Below are 17,625 nucleotides of genomic sequence, written 5' to 3'. Positions count from 1 at the left end.
ATTATATTATTTTGCAGAATTTATTTTATAACCAGTAATTTTCCAACCGTCGGCTGATGCTTTCAGTGTGTAAGTCACATTCAGATCTGTATTTTTACCAGCATTGTCTGTTACAGTATAGTTGGCATTTACAGTTGCCTGATCAGCTGTTTTGTTAGCTGTATTTACAGATTTTACACTGATAGATTTTATAGCTCCAAAACCAGAATTTGCATTTGAGAAAGATTCATAAGATCCCCAGCTTGGGTTATTAGACATTTCGTAAGCAGCTTTTAGATTTTTTGCCCCTATGCTTCCGATAAATTTGGAAACTGATGCTTTTGGATCAGCCAATGGTTTCGGAGTTTCTACTGGAGCAACAGGAGGAGTTGTAGTTCCGTCCGGATTGGTTGCTGGAGTTGTTGTCCCGTCAGGATTTGTAATCGTACCATCAGGATTGGTTACAGGTTCTGTTGGTTCGGTAATTACAGGTTTATTCAGAGCATTAGGATTAAGAGATATTCCTGTCTTAGTCATCTGCAATGTTTTCTTAGCCGTTTTTACACTTACTTTTACATCAATGGTGTTATCCATTATTCTGTCGAAAGGTAAAGAGCTTAGCTTTAGATAAAAACCTTTGAAGTTATTATTAACCATCAAATTTTTGGAGGTTGATATTTTGGTACCGCCACTTGATACTTCCAGTACTGTTTCTAATGCAGCATTACTAAATTCTATTTTATTCCCTTGTGCATCTACTAAGCGAGGAATAATCATAAGGGCTTTAGGTCCCGAAATTGAATCTACGCTTGCAGGTTGTACAGAAAGGCTGATACCAGAAGCCTGAATATCATTCGGGTCTACCTCTGTAGGTTTGCTTTCTTCGAAGATATTCATTTCACCTAATGAAGGAGGAGCAGTACTTGCCCATTCAATTCCCTGCTTTTGTGCAATACTATCTGCTAATGCAAGAATTTCGGCAACATTCTTCCCGTTAAGTAGTTTTGCTGTTGCATTCATCTGATCGATATCTCCCTCTGTATTGGTTCCGAATTTCTTGATGATGTATAACGCCTCATTAAACTTTATCTGTTTAATGGTAGTTAGGGAAGAGGCCATATCATTTACACTACTCTGAAATGATTTTAGCGACTCACCGTCAACTTTGTCTTTCTTACAACTTACAAGAAATAAAAACGACATTAAGAAAAGATATTTAAGGTATCTCATAATATAAGTTTAGTTTGTGCAAAATTAAAAAAAAATCCCGTCGTTGGACGGGATTAAATTTGTATTGATCAAAATTTTAGAATGGATATTCATAAATTTCGGATTCTTTTAAGAATGGGTTACCTGTAGGTATTAGTTTCAACTTAGAAAGAGCTGACATTACGGCGAAGATAAACAGACCGATAATGAATAAAGTTGCTCCGATTTCCAGTAAACCAATATTCCAGAAAGGACCTACTGTACCAGGCATTACAATGTTGAAATAATCTAACCAGTGTCCGCAGATTACAACAACCGCCATAGTACTAACTACTTTGTAGTTTCTCTTAATGCTGCTACTTACTAATACCAATAATGGTAATAAGAAGTTAGGAATCAGCATTGGAAGGAAAGTCCAACGGTAATATTCAAATCTTCCGTAGAAGTAGTTAACTTCTTCCGGTACGTTAGCATACCAGTAAAGCATGAACTGTGCAAACCAAAGGTAAGTCCAAAGCATACTTGTTGCAAATAAAAATACACCAAGATCATGCAAGTGGTTATCATTGAACTGAGGCAATACTCCTTTTTTCTTTAAATAAACACAGATAAGGATAATAATACCTATTGCAGTAGACAGGCAGCTTACCATTGTATACCAGATATAAAGAGTAGAGTACCAGTGAGGGTCAATAGACATCATCCAGTCCCAAGCCCAAGCGGCAGAAGCGAAACCAAAAAATGCGATGTAACCAACACTCCAGTTATAGTACTGTTGATATACTGCTCTTGACTTAGTTTCGTCTACTTTTTTAGACATTGCCTTTAATTTCCATACAAAGAAACTAGCTCCGATAACGAAGATAAGAGTTCTTGCAATATAGAAAGGAATATTCAGGTATTTGCTCTTTTCATATAAAATCACATCAAAGTGTGGTGAATTTGGATCAACAAGGCTTCCATCCATCCAGTGGTAAAGGTGACTCCATCCGATTGTGTTAGCGATAACAATAATCAGCATTAATACACCACCATAAGGAATGAAGGATGCCACTGCTTCCATAACTCTCAGGATAATGATAGGCCATCCTGCGTGAGCTGCATTTTGTACACAATAGAAGAATAATGCTGCACAGGCAATACCAAAAGCAAATACAGATACCTGTAATAATGCTGCCATTGGCTCATTATGAACCTGATGTAAAGCAGTTTCTATATGCTCATCATGCGTTTTGTCGTGCTCCTGCATAGAGTTGGACTTTGGTCCGTGCTCCAGATCAACGTGCTTCGCAGCAACCATTTGTTCTACTTTAGCTTTATCGATGCTGTGATTTACAGCGTAGCCAATACCAAACAGAACAAGTCCCACAACAATTAAAATAATGGAATACAGTCTTAATTTAGGTGAAAAACTATACATCTTTTTTCTTTTTATTTTTTAGTATTAGCATTATCAGCCGGAGCATCTTTAGCCGCAGCATCTTTATTTTCAGCCGCCGCCGGAGCCGCCGCTTGTTTTTTAAATTCGTTCATAACGTACATTGCTACTCTCCATCTGTCACCAGCATTTAACTGACCAGCGTAAGATCCCATGTTGTTACGTCCGTTTTCCAATACATAATGTACAGAACCTACAGTGATTTCTCTGTCTGCATAGTTAGGAACACCACTATAAGCACCAGATTCTACGATAGGACCTTTACCATCACCACCTGTACCATGACAAGCAGCACATGTATGATCAAATAGTTTCTTTCCTCTTTCTAAATCCTTCTCTTTATTAGCAGGATTTAAAGGAGAAGAAGTTATTTTTTTGGACTCATCGTATAGTCTGTTATAATCTTCCGTATTTTTTGGAGCTTCAGATGGTAACACACCATCTTTATTTTGAGCTACAGTTCCATCTACAGGAGATAAACCTGTTTGTCCATTTCTTGATGCAAATGCCGGAATTTCGTTCTCATGATCTGAATAAGGATCCTGAGCTTTCATTAACGGGTCATATGCTACCGGAAAATACATGTCCGGGAAGTATACTAAAGGCGGTTCAGTTTTATCCCCGCAAGAATTTAAGGTAATTACTCCAACGCTAAGGATACCTGCTATTTTTAAAAAGTTCTTTTTCATTTTAGGCATCTTTAATTGTTATTTCTTCAACTCCTGTATCCACAAGCAATTGCTTGATCGTTTCCACATCATCAGATACAAATTCAATTAAGAATTTATCATCCGTAGTTCTTGGATCCGGATTCTGAGGTTTAGCACCAGGATACATTTTATTTCTTACTAAGTAAGTTAGTGACATTAAGTGCGCAGCACAGAAAACCATTAACTCGAACATTGGTACTACGAAAGCCGGCATGTTGTGTGCCCAATCGAAGTTTGGTTTACCACCAATAACCTGAGGCCAGTCGTGGTTCATCATGTACCATGTTGTCAATGCTCCGATACTTACACCATAACAAGCATAGATAAACGCAGCATCTGAAATTCTGGTTTTTTTCAACCCTAAAGCTTTATCTAACCCGTGAACAGGGAACGGAGTATAAACTTCAGCAATTTCAATTCCTTTATCTCTGAACAATTTAACACCGTGCATTAAATCGTCATCGTCGCCATAAAGGCCGTATATTCTTTTAGTGGTGCTCATCTCCTTCTTTTGCTTTATAAGTTTCACCAGAAATTTTCAAAATCGTTTTCAATTCCGCCTGTGCAATTACAGGGAATGTTCTTGCATATAAAAGGAATAATACAGAGAAGAATCCGATAGTTCCTAAATATACACCCACGTCTATAATAGTTGGCTTAAACATTGTCCATGAAGATGGTAAGTAGTCTCTTGAAAGGTTGATAACGATGATATCAAAACGCTCAAACCACATACCGATGTTGATGATTAATGCTACTATAAATGTCCAGATAATATTGGTTCTTAATTTCTTAAACCAGAATGATGCAGGGATAACAAGGTTACAGATAATTAACGCCCAGAATGCCCACCAGTAAGGACCGGTTGCTGCTCCTGGAGATAAATAGGTGAAATCCTCGAATCTTGAACCTGAGTACCATCCGATGAAATATTCAGTTGCATAAGCTACAGTTACCATACCACCAGTTACAATGATTACGATGTTCATAATCTCGATGTGGTACATTGTAATATATTGCTCCAAGTGACATACTTTTCTTGCAACTAAAAGAAGGGTCTGTACCATTGCGAATCCTGAGAAGATCGCACCCGCAACGAAGTACGGAGGATAGATGGTAGAGTGCCATCCTTTGATTACTGAAGTGGCGAAGTCAAAGGATACCGTGGTGTGTACCGAGAATACAAGTGGCGTTGCCAAACCTGCAAGAACTAATGAAAGCTCTTCAAATCTTTGCCAGTGCTTTGCTTTACCTCCCCATCCAAAAGCAAGGATAGTGTAAATCTTTTTGGTGAATGGAGTCTTCGCTCTGTCACGGATCATTGCAAAGTCAGGAATAAGTCCCATGAACCAGAATACTACTGATACCGAGAAATAAGTTGAGATTGCAAATACGTCCCAAAGTAGAGGCGAGTTAAAGTTTGGCCAAAGAGATCCAAACTGGTTTGGTAATGGGAATACCCAATATCCAACCCAAACACGACCCATGTGAATTACCGGGAATAACGCTGCCTGAACAACGGCAAAGATTGTCATTGCCTCTGCAGAACGGTTAACCGACATTCTCCATCTTTGTCTAAATAATAATAGTACGGCAGAGATCAATGTACCGGCGTGACCAATACCTACCCACCATACGAAGTTGGTAATATCCCAACCCCAGTTGATAGTCCTGTTTAACCCCCATGCACCAATACCTGTACCAATTGTATAAGCTATACATCCAACTCCGTAGATAAATAGTACAAGTGCTGCATAAAGTGAGTACCACCATAATTTTCCGGCTCTTTCCTCGATTGGACGAGCAATATCTTCCGTAATATCATGGTAAGTCTTGTGACCAATAATAAGCGGTTCCCTAATCGGGGCTTCGTAATGTCCTGACATTTGTTACTTTATTTATTATTTAAACTTCTTTTTCTTCTCTATTTCTAATTTTCGTATGGTAGAAAACGTTTGGTTTTGTACCAATTTCCTCTAGCAGGTAATATCTTCTCTTGCTACCGAATAAGCTTCTTACATGAGATCCGTTATCATTCATGTCTCCGAACTGCATAGCTCCTGTAGAACAAGCTTTAGAACAAGCTGTCTGGAATTCTCCATCAGCAACTCTTCTGCCGTCTTTCTTAGCTTCAAGGATTGATGCCTGAGTCATTTGGATACACATTGAACATTTCTCCATTACCCCTCTGGTTCTAACCACAACATCCGGGTTTAGTACCATACGGCCAAGGTCATTGTTCATGTTGTAATCAAACTTATCGTTTAATGCATAGTTGAACCAGTTGAATCTTCTTACTTTGTAAGGACAGTTGTTTGCACAATATCTTGTACCAATACATCTGTTGTATGCCATTTGGTTTTGACCTTGCTTACCGTGAGATGTTGCCGCTACCGGACATACAGTTTCACATGGAGCGTGGTTACAGTGCTGGCACATTACCGGTTGGAAGATTACGTCCGGAGTCTCAGATGGTTCGATAAGAATATCGTAAAGCTGAGGAACGTTAAGTCCTTTATCAAGACCTTCTTTAGTTTCGATTTTCTCTTTAGAAGAATAGTAACGGTCAATTCTTAACCAGTACATATCACGAGACATTCTGATCTCTTCTTTACCTACTACAGGAACGTTGTTTTCTGCCTGACAAGCAATTACACAAGCTCCACAACCTGTACATGAGTTAAGGTCGACAGAAAGGTTGAAGTGAGGACCATCAGTGTCATCATTATTATCCCAAAGGTCAATTTTACCCATTGGTAAAGAACCTCCGTAAGTGTGCATTTCTAATGGTTTGTTCCAATCGTTAACATCTTTGTGTAAGAATGTTTGTAACGGAACTTCTTTTGCGATTTCATAACGTCCCATTAGGGTGTTTTGAAGCTGCATTCCTGCAAACTGGTGCATTTCACCTGTTTTTTCAAGTGCAACACCTGAAAGAGCAAGGTTAGATCCGTCGAATAATGGATAAGCATTGATACCAGTTTTAGCTACTTCACCATTGTCTGTTTTACCATATCCAAGGGCTAAACCAACAGATCCTTCTGCTTGTCCTGGCTGGATGAATACAGGAACATCTTTTAATGTTACACCATTTACAGTAAGGTTAACGATAGAACCGTCTAACTGCATTCTGGCATTAAGATCATTATCTAAACCTAATTTCTTAGCATCAGCAGGAGAAATAGTTAAATAGTTATCCCACGACATTCTTGTGATAGGATCTGGTAATTCTTGCAACCAAGGGTTGTTAGCTTGTGTACCATCTCCAATCGCAGTATTGGTGTTTAATACTAATTCTAAATCAGAAGCTTTGAATGCCTGTAACTCAGAAACAGCCTGAGAAGCATTACCTCCTGAATAAGAAAGGTTGTTACCACCACTTACATTATTGAAACCGTTGTATAATGCCTGGTTGAATGAAGTACCACCAAGGATTGATACAGCGTTTGCTTTAAGGTAATCGTAGTAATTATTGTTAGTAGCTCCTTTTCCGTTTGTCCAGATTAAAAGAGACTCTTCAGTTTGTCTTGATTTGTAAACCTTTTGGATAGTTGGCTGCATTAGAGTGTAAACACCTGTTTCAGGCATTACATCACCCCAAGATTCTAACCAGTGCGTTGCAGGGATAACAACTTTAGCTGCTTTAGCTACTTCGTTATTTTTATCTGCAATTGCTACTACAAAGTTTGCTTTTGATAAAGCAGCTTTGAACTGAGCGCCTTTGTTAGAAGAATATACAGGATCGATGTTATTTGTAATAACAACACCTACCTGACCACCGTTTAACCAAGAAAGGAATTCATTATAACGAGCTCCGTCAAATTCTTTCAGGTAAGAAGCCTTACCAGTGAAAGCATTAGAAGCTAATTTTTGGTTAATTAAGTGTGCTAAAACGTGTGCCGCTTTAGAACCATCAGCAAATACTACTGCATTGCTTCCTTTAGCCTGAAGTTCTTTAACGATAGAAGCAGCAATCTTATCAGAAGTACCACCATTTAATCCATTATAAACTTCTACTAAAGTTTTGTAAAGCTGAGAAGGCTTTTGCTTAATTCTTGTATCAGCGTTTGCTCCTGTTAAGGACATGTTAGATTCAATCTGTACGTGTCTCAACATTTTATCTCCAGGAACTCTTGCTGCTGCATAAGAAGTCTCTAAGCTAGCGCCGTTGAAATCTCCTAAGAAATCTGCGTTGAAAGATACTACCAACTGAGATTTGCTTAGATCATAAACTGGGATGTTTCTGCTTCCGAATACTTCCTGAGCTGCATCTAGTGCAGCAGCATATGGGAATGCATCGTAAGTTACTAACTCAGCATTAGGATATTTAGCTTTGAAGTCACCAAAAAGTTTTTTGAAAGTAGGGCTTGGTATTGAGTGAGAAAGTAATACTACTTTCTTGTTTGATGCCTGAGCATCTGCCAAAGCCTTAAATACAGTATTGTCTACTTCATCAAAAGTAGCTTCCTTACCGTTAACTTTTGGTTGCTTTATTTTATCATTGTCATAAAGAGAAAGAACACTTGCCTGAGCTCTTGCATTTGTTTTACCAAGGTTGCCTGCTGCCGGGTTTGGTTCAATTTTAATTGGACGCCCTTCTCTTGTTTTTACCAGTACACTAGCAAAATCGAATCCGTCAAAATAAGACGATGCATAGTAGTTTGGTACACCCGGGATAATATCGTGAGGTTTCACAACATAAGGAATAGTCTTAACTACCGGAGCTTCACAAGCAGCAAGTGTTACTGCTGCTGTAGAGAATCCTAAAAGTTTTAGGAAATCTCTTCTGCTGGTAGAAGAACCATTCATTTTTTCCTCATTCCCTAGGAATTCATCTACCGGAATTTCTTCGGCAAATTCTTTCTGAGCCAACTTGTTTGTTAAAGTTGGATCTTTTAGTTCGTGAATACTTCTGAATTGTATTTTATTTGAAGCCATTGATACTTCTAGTTTTCGTTATTAATAATGACATTTACCACATTCGATACCTCCAATAGCATCTACAGTAATCTTAGCACCGCTACCATATTGTTTCTTCAACTTATCGTGAAGCTTTTCAAAGTAAGCCTGGTTGTAAGTGTTACCCATATCTACTTCTGTAGTTCTGTGACATTCGATACACCATCCCATAGTGAAATCGTTAGCCATTTGTACTACGTTCATAGTATCGATTTTACCGTGACAAGCTTTACATACTACATCGATTTGCTCGTTAGGATGCTTTTTGTTGAATGAATTGATAATTGCTTGTTCTCCGGCAATAACGTGCTGAGAGTGGTTGAAGTATACAAAATCCGGCATGTTGTGGATTCTTGTCCATTCAACTGGAGTCCCTTCTTTTGTATATGCCATTTTAGCTGGATCCCAACCTGTTGCAGCATAAAGTTTTTTAATCTCCCCGTTGTAGAAGTCTCTGTCGTGACCTGGCTCTAGGTATTCACCTTTGTATTCAGGGATAGCTTTGTGACAGTTCATACATACGTTAAGTGAAGGGATTTCAGATACTTTACCATATTTAGCACCAGAGTGACAAAGCTGACAGTCGATCTTGTTGATTCCTGCGTGAATTTTGTGAGAGAAGTAGATTGGTTGCTCAGGCTTGTAACCTTTGTAAACACCGATCCACATTAACCAGTTCCATACACCATATGCCGCAAGGATTGCTAAAAGAGCAACAACACCTTGTCCTACAATTTTGTATTTTGCATAAAGCTCGCTGAAAGACTGAATTCTTGTAGCGTTAAGAGCAGTAATCTCTTCGGATTGGTTAAGTTTTACTAGTTGTCTTATTTTGAATAAGATCCAGATTAACAGACCTGCAATAGCGAAAAGTGAAATCATTACGATTTTAGCATTTCCTTCGCTAGCTTTAGCTGCATTTACAGCGTTTAAGTCTGGGGAATCAGTAGCCTTAGCATCTTTCTTTGCATCAGCTGCTGGTTCAGCAGGAGGGTTGGATGTATAGGCTAAGATATCATCGATATCTTTTTCAGAAAGATTCGGGAATTGTTGCATCTCAACTTTTCCGTTTTCTTCGAAGATTTTGTTTGCGTACTTGTCACCGGAAGCTCTTAAAGCTTTGTTGTCTTTAATCCACTTTTGGAACCAGTCGCGTCCTAGACCTTCTTCTGCTTTTACCTTTTCTACAATGCCTTTTAATGGTGGCCCAATTAGTTTTGAGTCAAGTTTGTGGCAGGCTGTACAATTTGTTTTAAAGAGCTCTGCCCCTTTTGCAGGGTCGCCTTCCTGTGCGTTATAAAGAGCACTGGTTGATAGCAAAATACCAATTGCAATCAGCCCTTTCTTGTAATGCTTTCTCCAATTAATCATTTAATTAATCTTGATTAGTTAATCTTTGATATTATATCATTCAATTCGGCAAAAATACTATTTTAACACTATATTAACAGGGCTAAAATATGTCTAAATGTCATTTTTCGGTAATTTATATCAATTCTAAATTAGTTTCAGGAATTAGTCTTATTTTTGCATAAATTAACTATTAATAGATGAAAAAGATATTTCAGATAGGAGCTGTTATGATGTTGTTTTGTTTTCAAAATATTTATGCTCAGAAGATTATCAGCAAGAAAGATAGTGTGAGCGGTAATGTTTATACTACGCAAATGGATAGCAGAATAGACGAATTGTTGACCAGATCTGAAGAGAGCTGCAATCGTCCTGCAGGTCCTAAAATTGTAAATAACACAAGTGGAGGATCGATAATAAGCGAAGACAGAACTGTTACAAGTACGCCTCGTGTTATCAATACCAAAACACTATCTACAGCAGATATCTGTAGAAACAGACCTAAGCTTAGTGGTTATAAGATTCAGGTGGCTGTGACTAACAATAGTAATGATGCAAATAAGATAAGATATGAGGTTAGACAGAGCTTTCCGGATCTTAGAACGGAGCTTGATAGTAGCCTTAGACCTAACTATAAAATTCTTGCCGGTAGTTTCTTTAGTAAACAAAGTGGTAGTGAAGATCTAAGAAGGGTGAAAAGAGTATACAGCGGAGCAATACTTATTCCTTACAGAATCTTCTGTGTGGAAGCAAAATAAAAATAAAAAAAGGAAGCCAATCAGCTTCCTTTTTTTATTGTAATCAGTACTTAGTTTTTTACTAAAAGTCTGAATCCTTCACCGTGTACATTAATGATTTCTAAACCTTCATCTTCTTTCAAGAGTTTACGAAGTTTAGCAATGTAAACGTCCATACTTCTCGCTGTAAAATAGTTCTCTTTTTTCCAGATTTTTCTTAGTGCCAGATCACGAGGCATAAAATCATTTCTGTGGATACAAAGAAGTTTTAATAACTCGTTTTCTTTTGGAGAAAGCTTGTATTCCTGATCATTTACACGTAGCTGGCGCAACATGGAATCGAAGAATATGTTACTAATTTTAAACTGTTCCTGTTCTTCATCTTCAATAGAAGAGCTTCTCTGAAGGATTGCTTTAATTTTGTAAAGCAATAATTCAGTATCGAAAGGCTTTGTGATATAATCATCGGCTCCGATTTGGTACCCTTTAAGGATATCCTCACGCAGGTTTTTAGCTGTAAGGAAGATGATCGGAATATTTTTATCAATTTTTTTAATTTCTTCTGCTAAAGAGAATCCATCCTTTTTTGGCATCATTACATCGGTAATGCAGATGTCAAATTCATTTTCGGTAAATTCTTTTAGTCCTTGTTCACCATCGGCAGCCAGAGTTACATCGAAGTTATTAATAGTTAAATAATCCTTCAGTACAGCTCCGAAGCTTTGGTCGTCTTCTACGAGTAAGATTCTGTTGTTCATTTTTTTAATATTTTGTTGTTAGACGATTAACGGAAGTTTTATGGTAAAGGTGCTTCCTTTTTCCTTTTGTGATTCTACAATTATTTGTCCTTTATGGAGTTCTATAATCTTTTTAACATAAGAAAGGCCTAATCCTTGCCCCTTTACATTGTGAATATTTCCGGTTTCTTCACGGAAGAATTTTTCAAAAATCCGGCTCTTGTTTTCTGTTTCCATCCCCATTCCTTTATCAGAAATTTCTATGACATACCAGTGGCCTTCATTTCTTGTTTTTATTCTTATATCAGGCTTTTCAGGGGAGTACTTGTTTGCGTTGTCAAGTAGGTTTACCAGCGCGTTTGAAATGTGAAACTCATCAATTTTGAAGTTGTATCTCTCTGCCTTGAATTCCTCAGTAAGGGAACCTTCTCTTTGTTCAACAATCAGGCGGAACGAACGGGTTATTTCCTTTATCAGCTCTCTTACATTTGTTGTTTTCAGGAAAAGCTTCATTTCATTACGCTCCAGTTTGGACATGTTCAGTACATTTTCTACCTGTTTCTTCATACGCAGGTTTTCCTGCTTAATAAGGCTTGAATAATATTTTACCTTTTCCGGATTGGTCGCTATTTTATCATTGTTCAGAGAGTCTGTAGCAACAGAGATAGTGGCTAGTGGAGTCTTGAACTCATGAGACATATTATTGATAAAATCAGTCTTTACTTCAGAAATTTTCTTCTGCTTGCTCATGTAGTTGATGGAAATGATGTATATCCCTAGAATTGTAAGCAGTGATAGCATAGTTCCCAGAAGCATCGGTAAATTATTTTCTACAAGTGAATAGTCTTTGCTTGGGAAAATTAATGCTAAAGTATAAAGTGTTTTATACTGATTGTCAGTAAAAAGTTCGAATGTGTAATTTTGTTTATCGGGCTGCGCTAAAAAATTATTATTAGCAACCTTTGTAGGATTGTTATTCTTATCTAAAATGGCAAATCCAATCGGGGTATTAATGCCCTTCATGCTTAGCTCGCGTTTGATAAGGCTGTCTAGTTCCTTTGTATTGATACGCTGCTGTATAGGCATATTGCTGGCATTAATTTTAACCAATTGCTTAAGGGTGAAATTATTGCTGGATAAATCCTGATTCATTTCAGAGGTCAGTGGCTTTGGCGCAGCATTTTTTAGCTTTATCAGTCCTTCATCTCCATACAGGTTAGTTAGTTCTACATTGTCCCCCGGAGTTGGCAACGGAATATCTTTCTTTTCAATAATATTTTTAGAGAATGCAATAACTCTTTTGTTGTTAGTAGAGTCTGTAGTGGACTGAATGTATTGTTGGGTAGCTTGTCCGCTGGAGTTTTTTACAGCTTCCGAAAAATTTGTTTTGTTGTTGGCGTAATATTTATCCACCTCCATTTCATTTACCTTTTCACGGATATTTTCCATGGAAGAATATACCTTGTTAGAGAACTCCTGTTCCAGAGCTCTGTAATATTCCTTCAGCCAGTATAGCTGCATAGATACGAAGACGATAAGGGAGATCGTCATAAAAACAGATATGATAGGAATGAACTTGTTATTCATTGTTTGCTCAAATATTTGTTAAAATTAAAAATAAATTGAGATAAAAAGAAAATAAATTGAAAAAAAATGTTTCAAATTTCTTAAAACGGCCATTTTTAACATAAATTTCAATATCTATTATGCTTGGATGGCATGTGTGGTTAAGAATTATGTGAAAATTTTGAAAAAGAATTGAAAATAATTCTTTAAAAGAAATTAAATTTGGAAAAAATAGAGAAATGCTGTACATTAAAATTCCTAAATTACAGTGTGTTATAAAAGAAAATACCGGAGTAGACTGTCCGGGGTGTGGTCTCCAAAGGAGTGTAGAGTATCTTTTGAATGGTGAAGTGATGAAGTCTTTACAAATATACCCTGGCCTTATCCCGCTTGTCTGTGTATTTCTGTTTTTAGGTCTTCACTTATGGATAGATAAGACTTGGACATTGAGACTAATGAGTTTTACTTTCTGGTTGACCTTAATTGTGATTCTTGGGAATTATATTTTAAAATTTATTTAAGCACCAAATATTAATTTGCAAACTATTTAACTTATGAATGAAAACATCGAAATTTATCCTATGGGAGGCGGTAAATTGCCAAATGATCAGACAGCTCTGATATTGTCTATCTCTGCAGCTGTTTTATTGCTTACAGGTTGCTGCTGTGGACTTTTTACAACAATACCGGCTTTAATCTGTGCTATTATAGGTTTTGTTCTTGCTAATAAAGCAACAACATTATACAAGCTCAATCCAAGTATTTATACTCAACAGAGTTTTAGTAATGTAAAAACAGCTAAGCTTATAGCGCTTGTTGCTCTTATTTTATCAGCTATATGGGCTATTTTCAGCATATTGGCTATAGTTGGGGCTGTGACTTCACCGGAATTCCTGAAGGAATATCAAAGCCAGATCAGGAACATGTAATACTACCTCTTAATGAAACAAAAAAAACACTGCAAAATGCAGTGTTTTTTATTTATTCTTCAAAAAGATCTTCGTCGATAAAATACTGAATAATAGACTTTCTCATTAAAACGCTTTGCTCATTGGGTCTTAATTCCGGAACCTCCTGAAGTTGCTCGTACTGAGGCCAGCCATCATCATAACCATTGAATTTGTAATAGCCATAAGGTTCTAATAATCTGCAAACAGCAATATGTATAAGATTTAGTTTATCGTCTTTAGAATATTTTTGTTGTCCGCTGCCTAGCTCCTGAATGCCAATAAGGAACAAAATAGTTTCTATCGGAGGATTAGGTTCCATATCAAAGTTCTTCTGGAAAAAAGTATCTACTTTCTTCCATAGTTCCTGTTCTGTCATTTTTAGTTTTTTTGAAGTTCAACTTCGGTTTTATTCTCCAGTTTAAGAAGAAACGCATATTCAAATGCATCATCTTTCAGGGATTCAAAGCGCCCTGAAGCGCCGCCATGACCAGAAGACATATCTGTTTTGAAAAGCAGAAGCTTATCATCTGTTTTCAGTTCACGCAGTCTTGCAGTCCACTTTGCAGGTTCCCAATATTGTACTTGGGAGTCGTGGAAACCAGTGGTGATCAGAATATTTGGATATTCTTTCTCTTCAATATTGTCATATGGAGAGTAGGATTTCATGTAATCGTAATATTCCTTTTCATTAGGATTTCCCCATTCATCATATTCTCCTGTAGTTAAAGGAATATCCTCGTCCAGCATTGTAGTTACAACATCTACAAAAGGTACCTGTGCTACAATTCCGTTAAATAGTTTAGGTTCCATATTGATTATGGCACCCATTAGTAATCCGCCTGCGCTTCCACCCATTGCGTACAGATGTTCCGCAGAGGTATAGTTTTCTTTAATCAGAAATTTACCAGCATCTATAAAGTCATAGAATGTATTCTTCTTGTGCAGCATTTTTCCGTCTTCATACCATTCTCTGCCCAGGTATTCTCCACCGCGTATATGGGCAATTGCATAAATGAATCCACGATCAAGTAACGAAAGACGTACATTGGAAAATGCAGCATCTACTGTATAGCCATAACTGCCATATCCGTATAACAAAAGTGGTGTATTCCCGCTTTTCGAAGTGTCTTTATGGTAAACAAGAGAAATAGGTACTTTCTGTCCGTCTCTTGCTGTTGCCCATATCCTTTCAGAGATATAGTTTTCTGCCTTAAATGTCCCGCCTAAAACCTCCTGCTCCTTAAGGATTTTATTGGTTTTAGTTTTCATGTTGTACTCAAACGTAGTTGATGGACGGGTCATGGAAGTGTATCCGTATCGCAGAACCTCTGAATTGAATTCAAGATTTATACTGATATAAGCCGTATAAGTAGGGTCATGGAATGGTAAATATTCTGTTTCTCCGGTTTTCCAGTTGCGAATATTAATTTTCAGAAGGCCTTTTTCTCTTTCTTCAATTACAAGATAATTGTTAAAAATCTCGAAACCTTCCAGTAAAATTCCTTCTCTGTGTGGAACGATATCTGTCCAGTTTTCTTTTGTTGTTTTATCAACAGGTGTTTTTACAAGCTTGAAATTGGTGGCGCCATCAACATTTGTTATGATATAAAAATCATTTTCAAAATGCTCTACAGAGTATTCCAAATCTGCTTCACGAGGCTGAATAATTTTCCATTCTGCAAAAATATCGTTGGCTGGTACAAAACGCATTTCGTCGGAAATTGTGCTGGAGCTGGAAATAATAATATATTCAGACGATTTTGTTTTGAATACATTGACATCAAATGTGTCATCCTTTTCATGATAAACAAGAACATCTTCTTTGGAATCTGTTCCTATTTTGTGTCGGTGTATTTGGTAAGCGCGTAAGCTTTTATCTTTACGGATATAGAAAACATATTGTCCGTCTGCAGACCATACAGCTTTTCCGGTCGTGTTTTCTATCTTGTCCTCCAGTATTTCTCCGGTTTCAATATTCTTGAAGTATATAGTGTAGATTCTTCTGCTCAGATTATCATAAGAATAGGCAACCATATTGTTGTCTTCGCTTACGCTAAGGCTTCCAATTTCAAAGAAGTCCAGGCCCTCCGCGAGAATGTTAGAATCCAAAAGGATTTCTTCATTAGCCTCCAGAGTAAGATGCTTTCTGCAGAAAATAGGATATTCTCTACCTTCTTCATAGCGTACAATGTACCAGTATTCATTAAAGAAATAGGGGAGTGAAGAATCGTCTTTCTTGTAACGGGATTTCATTTCTTCGTAAAGAAAATTTTGAAAATCTTCAGTATCTCTCATTATTTCAGAGGTGTACTTGTTTTCTTCGTTTAGGTATGCAATAACTTCAGGATTTTCCCTTTCGTTTAGCCAATAGTATGGGTCGATTCGCTGATCGCCGTGTTTACTAAGGATTTTATCTATCTTTTTTGCCTTTGGCGCTTTCATTTATAAGTGAATAAAAAATTAAAGTTAAATAAAAAACCATCACAACCCGAAGGTAATGATGGCTTTTGTATTATTTATAGATTTTTACTTGTTGTTAGCTTTGATAAACTTTTCCAAAGCCATTGTCATAGAAGGAGATTCTTTTGTAGGAGCCATAAGATCTACACGAAGTTTAAGCTCTTCTGCTGCCTGCTGGGTTGTTAGCCCGAATACTCCGATCTTAGTGTCTTCCTGTTTGAAGTCCGGGAAGTTCTCAAATAGAGAACGCACGCCCTGTGGACTAAAGAATATCACAAGATCATACTCTTTTATGTTAACATCTTGCAGGTTGCTGCAAACTGTTCTGTACATAATAGCTCTTTTCCATTCTACGCCAGCTTCATTTAGTACATTAGGGATGTCCTCTGTGAAAACGTCAGAAGATGGAAGAAGATATTTTTCAGTATTATGCTTCTTTAATAATGGTAAAAGATCTTTTGCTGTTTTTTCACCAAAGCTGATTTTTCTTTTTCTATAGACAATATGCTTCTGAAGGTAGTTGGCTACAGCTTCAGACTGGCAAATGTATCGCATAGAATCTGGTACAGCAAAGCGCATCTCTTCTGCTAAGCGGAAGTAATGGTCAATAGCATTCTTACTGGTAAAAATAATACCAGTGTACTGACTAAGATCTATTTTTTGAGAACGAAGTTCTTTCGCATCTGCTCCTTCTACATGTATAAAAGGTCTAAAATCAATCTTCACCTTTTCTTTTTTAGCTATCTCACCATAAGGTGATGTAGCTAAGTTAGGAGCTGGTTGAGAGACTAGAACGGACTTTACTTTCATCAATTTATTTTTATAATGACTAAAAAAATAAAAATTTCCATACTACCAAATGAGGTAAAATTTGGAGTGTGCAAATATACAAAAATTTATAATACCATTCTTTAGGAAGAGTAGGATTCCTGTTAAAAAGTAGAAATGCTATTTTGCCGGCAAAGATAAAAACCAGCATTCCTATGTAATAATTGAACACCCGGAAGTGATCTATAGGATAGAAATAGTGAACTAGTGTAAGTGCACAAAATAGCAAAATAATAATCCGGAAGAACTTGTTAATGTTGAAAGTATATGACTTCCAGCGATCTGCATTGCCGGAGCTGGCAAAAAACAGATAAGATAAGACACATTTTATTCCGTATAATAATAGGTAGGTAATAAAGATAAAACCAAACTTATTGAGAGTATAGCCGCCAAGGTTTATATGATCATTAATAAATCTTGGTACAACAGGAATATACTGTGATAAAAAAACAGATAAGATGAAAACATAAATAAAACCGGAAATAAACCAGTTGATAAAGATATTGCTGCTATCTTCTATAGAAAGCCGCAGATGCTCTACAAAAGAAATATCTTTATTCAGCACCCTGGACGATATAATATATATTATAGCAATACCTAAGATACTGTAGATTACCCAGTCATTGTTTTCTACAATTCTAATCAATGATTTTTTTTTTGCAAAAGTACACACATTCATCTCCTGTACAAAATTTAGATCAG

At 37.0% G+C, this 17,625-nt stretch carries 16 protein-coding genes; 3 read left to right on the top strand and 13 right to left on the bottom strand.

What is annotated here, in order from left to right:
• Positions 1 to 6 precede the first annotated feature (6 nt).
• The 7 genes from AYC65_RS16485 to AYC65_RS16455 all read right to left on the bottom strand — a co-directional run bounded on the left by AYC65_RS16485 (position 7) and on the right by AYC65_RS16455 (position 9,666).
• Positions 7 to 1,209, bottom strand: a complete 1,203-nt coding sequence (locus tag AYC65_RS16485) for an NTF2-like transpeptidase (RefSeq protein ID WP_034869921.1) — start codon at positions 1,207 to 1,209, stop codon at positions 7 to 9.
• Positions 1,210 to 1,285: 76 nt separating this feature from the next.
• On the bottom strand, positions 1,286 to 2,608 hold the full coding sequence (locus AYC65_RS16480) for a hypothetical protein (protein WP_034869922.1): 1,323 nt from the start codon (positions 2,606 to 2,608) through the stop codon (positions 1,286 to 1,288).
• 11 nt (positions 2,609 to 2,619) lie between these two features.
• Positions 2,620 to 3,324, bottom strand: a complete 705-nt coding sequence (locus AYC65_RS16475) for a c-type cytochrome (RefSeq protein ID WP_034869923.1) — start codon at positions 3,322 to 3,324, stop codon at positions 2,620 to 2,622.
• Positions 3,317 to 3,838 (bottom strand): DUF3341 domain-containing protein, encoded by a 522-nt coding sequence (locus tag AYC65_RS16470; RefSeq protein WP_009086545.1) that lies wholly within the window; start codon positions 3,836 to 3,838, stop codon positions 3,317 to 3,319. The genes AYC65_RS16475 and AYC65_RS16470 overlap by 8 nt, the downstream gene beginning before the upstream one ends.
• Positions 3,825 to 5,222 (bottom strand): NrfD/PsrC family molybdoenzyme membrane anchor subunit, encoded by a 1,398-nt coding sequence (gene nrfD, locus AYC65_RS16465; protein WP_034869924.1) that lies wholly within the window; start codon positions 5,220 to 5,222, stop codon positions 3,825 to 3,827. The genes AYC65_RS16470 and nrfD overlap by 14 nt, the downstream gene beginning before the upstream one ends.
• Positions 5,223 to 5,241: 19 nt before the next feature.
• Positions 5,242 to 8,274, bottom strand: a complete 3,033-nt coding sequence (locus AYC65_RS16460) for a TAT-variant-translocated molybdopterin oxidoreductase (protein WP_034869925.1) — start codon at positions 8,272 to 8,274, stop codon at positions 5,242 to 5,244.
• Positions 8,275 to 8,295: 21 nt separating this feature from the next.
• Positions 8,296 to 9,666, bottom strand: a complete 1,371-nt coding sequence (locus tag AYC65_RS16455; protein ID WP_034869926.1) for a c-type cytochrome — start codon at positions 9,664 to 9,666, stop codon at positions 8,296 to 8,298.
• A 179-nt stretch (positions 9,667 to 9,845) separates the two neighbouring features.
• Here AYC65_RS16455 and AYC65_RS16450 point away from each other — a divergent pair, with 179 nt between their 5' ends.
• Positions 9,846 to 10,403, top strand: a complete 558-nt coding sequence (locus tag AYC65_RS16450; RefSeq protein ID WP_052114691.1) for an SPOR domain-containing protein — start codon at positions 9,846 to 9,848, stop codon at positions 10,401 to 10,403.
• A gap of 50 nt (positions 10,404 to 10,453) precedes the next feature.
• Here the strand turns inward: AYC65_RS16450 and AYC65_RS16445 are convergent, their stop codons facing one another.
• Together AYC65_RS16445 and AYC65_RS16440 are read right to left on the bottom strand one after the other, a co-directional pair.
• The gene (locus AYC65_RS16445) at positions 10,454 to 11,140 is read right to left on the bottom strand and encodes a response regulator transcription factor (RefSeq protein WP_034869927.1); all 687 of its coding nucleotides are present in this window, start codon (positions 11,138 to 11,140) and stop codon (positions 10,454 to 10,456) included.
• Positions 11,141 to 11,158: 18 nt separating this feature from the next.
• Complete coding sequence (locus tag AYC65_RS16440) at positions 11,159 to 12,706, bottom strand: sensor histidine kinase (RefSeq protein ID WP_034869928.1); 1,548 nt, start codon at positions 12,704 to 12,706, stop codon at positions 11,159 to 11,161.
• A gap of 218 nt (positions 12,707 to 12,924) precedes the next feature.
• On the opposite strand from AYC65_RS16440, the gene AYC65_RS16430 reads away from it, so the two are divergent.
• Both AYC65_RS16430 and AYC65_RS16425 read left to right on the top strand, forming a co-directional pair.
• Positions 12,925 to 13,206: a DUF2752 domain-containing protein gene (locus AYC65_RS16430; RefSeq protein WP_034869931.1), complete on the top strand. Its 282-nt coding sequence runs from the start codon at positions 12,925 to 12,927 to the stop codon at positions 13,204 to 13,206.
• A 33-nt stretch (positions 13,207 to 13,239) separates the two neighbouring features.
• Positions 13,240 to 13,614 carry a CCC motif membrane protein gene (locus AYC65_RS16425; RefSeq protein WP_034869934.1) on the top strand — a complete coding sequence of 125 codons (375 nt, stop codon included), beginning with the start codon at positions 13,240 to 13,242 and terminating at the stop codon, positions 13,612 to 13,614.
• A gap of 52 nt (positions 13,615 to 13,666) precedes the next feature.
• Here the strand turns inward: AYC65_RS16425 and AYC65_RS16420 are convergent, their stop codons facing one another.
• From AYC65_RS16420 to AYC65_RS16405, 4 genes are all read right to left on the bottom strand, one after another.
• Positions 13,667 to 14,011, bottom strand: a complete 345-nt coding sequence (locus AYC65_RS16420) for a hypothetical protein (RefSeq protein WP_034869935.1) — start codon at positions 14,009 to 14,011, stop codon at positions 13,667 to 13,669.
• Between the two features lie 2 nt (positions 14,012 to 14,013).
• Positions 14,014 to 16,077: a S9 family peptidase gene (locus AYC65_RS16415; protein WP_034869936.1), complete on the bottom strand. Its 2,064-nt coding sequence runs from the start codon at positions 16,075 to 16,077 to the stop codon at positions 14,014 to 14,016.
• A gap of 84 nt (positions 16,078 to 16,161) precedes the next feature.
• Positions 16,162 to 16,905, bottom strand: coding sequence for a uroporphyrinogen-III synthase (locus AYC65_RS16410; RefSeq protein WP_009086556.1), 744 nt, complete (start codon positions 16,903 to 16,905; stop codon positions 16,162 to 16,164).
• 19 nt (positions 16,906 to 16,924) lie between these two features.
• Positions 16,925 to 17,569 (bottom strand): DUF4271 domain-containing protein, encoded by a 645-nt coding sequence (locus AYC65_RS16405; RefSeq protein WP_045185301.1) that lies wholly within the window; start codon positions 17,567 to 17,569, stop codon positions 16,925 to 16,927.
• Positions 17,570 to 17,625: the final 56 nt, after the last annotated feature.

Origin of the sequence: Elizabethkingia bruuniana (assembly GCF_002024805.1) — a bacterium.
GTDB lineage: Bacteria > Bacteroidota > Bacteroidia > Flavobacteriales > Weeksellaceae > Elizabethkingia > Elizabethkingia bruuniana.
This window is presented reverse-complemented; position numbering and strand designations above follow the sequence as displayed.

Excerpts from the sequence above, each read along its gene's own strand:
- AYC65_RS16485 (WP_034869921.1), bottom strand. The coding sequence starts at position 1,209 with ATGAGATACCTTAAATATCTTTTCTTAATGTCGTTTTTATTTCTTGTA.
- AYC65_RS16480 (WP_034869922.1), bottom strand. The coding sequence starts at position 2,608 with ATGTATAGTTTTTCACCTAAATTAAGACTGTATTCCATTATTTTAATT.
- AYC65_RS16475 (WP_034869923.1), bottom strand. The coding sequence starts at position 3,324 with ATGCCTAAAATGAAAAAGAACTTTTTAAAAATAGCAGGTATCCTTAGC.
- AYC65_RS16470 (WP_009086545.1), bottom strand. The coding sequence starts at position 3,838 with ATGAGCACCACTAAAAGAATATACGGCCTTTATGGCGACGATGACGAT.
- nrfD (WP_034869924.1), bottom strand. The coding sequence starts at position 5,222 with ATGTCAGGACATTACGAAGCCCCGATTAGGGAACCGCTTATTATTGGT.
- AYC65_RS16460 (WP_034869925.1), bottom strand. The coding sequence starts at position 8,274 with ATGGCTTCAAATAAAATACAATTCAGAAGTATTCACGAACTAAAAGAT.
- AYC65_RS16455 (WP_034869926.1), bottom strand. The coding sequence starts at position 9,666 with ATGATTAATTGGAGAAAGCATTACAAGAAAGGGCTGATTGCAATTGGT.
- AYC65_RS16450 (WP_052114691.1), top strand. The coding sequence starts at position 9,846 with ATGAAAAAGATATTTCAGATAGGAGCTGTTATGATGTTGTTTTGTTTT.
- AYC65_RS16445 (WP_034869927.1), bottom strand. The coding sequence starts at position 11,140 with ATGAACAACAGAATCTTACTCGTAGAAGACGACCAAAGCTTCGGAGCT.
- AYC65_RS16440 (WP_034869928.1), bottom strand. The coding sequence starts at position 12,706 with ATGAATAACAAGTTCATTCCTATCATATCTGTTTTTATGACGATCTCC.
- AYC65_RS16430 (WP_034869931.1), top strand. The coding sequence starts at position 12,925 with ATGCTGTACATTAAAATTCCTAAATTACAGTGTGTTATAAAAGAAAAT.
- AYC65_RS16425 (WP_034869934.1), top strand. The coding sequence starts at position 13,240 with ATGAATGAAAACATCGAAATTTATCCTATGGGAGGCGGTAAATTGCCA.
- AYC65_RS16420 (WP_034869935.1), bottom strand. The coding sequence starts at position 14,011 with ATGACAGAACAGGAACTATGGAAGAAAGTAGATACTTTTTTCCAGAAG.
- AYC65_RS16415 (WP_034869936.1), bottom strand. The coding sequence starts at position 16,077 with ATGAAAGCGCCAAAGGCAAAAAAGATAGATAAAATCCTTAGTAAACAC.
- AYC65_RS16410 (WP_009086556.1), bottom strand. The coding sequence starts at position 16,905 with ATGAAAGTAAAGTCCGTTCTAGTCTCTCAACCAGCTCCTAACTTAGCT.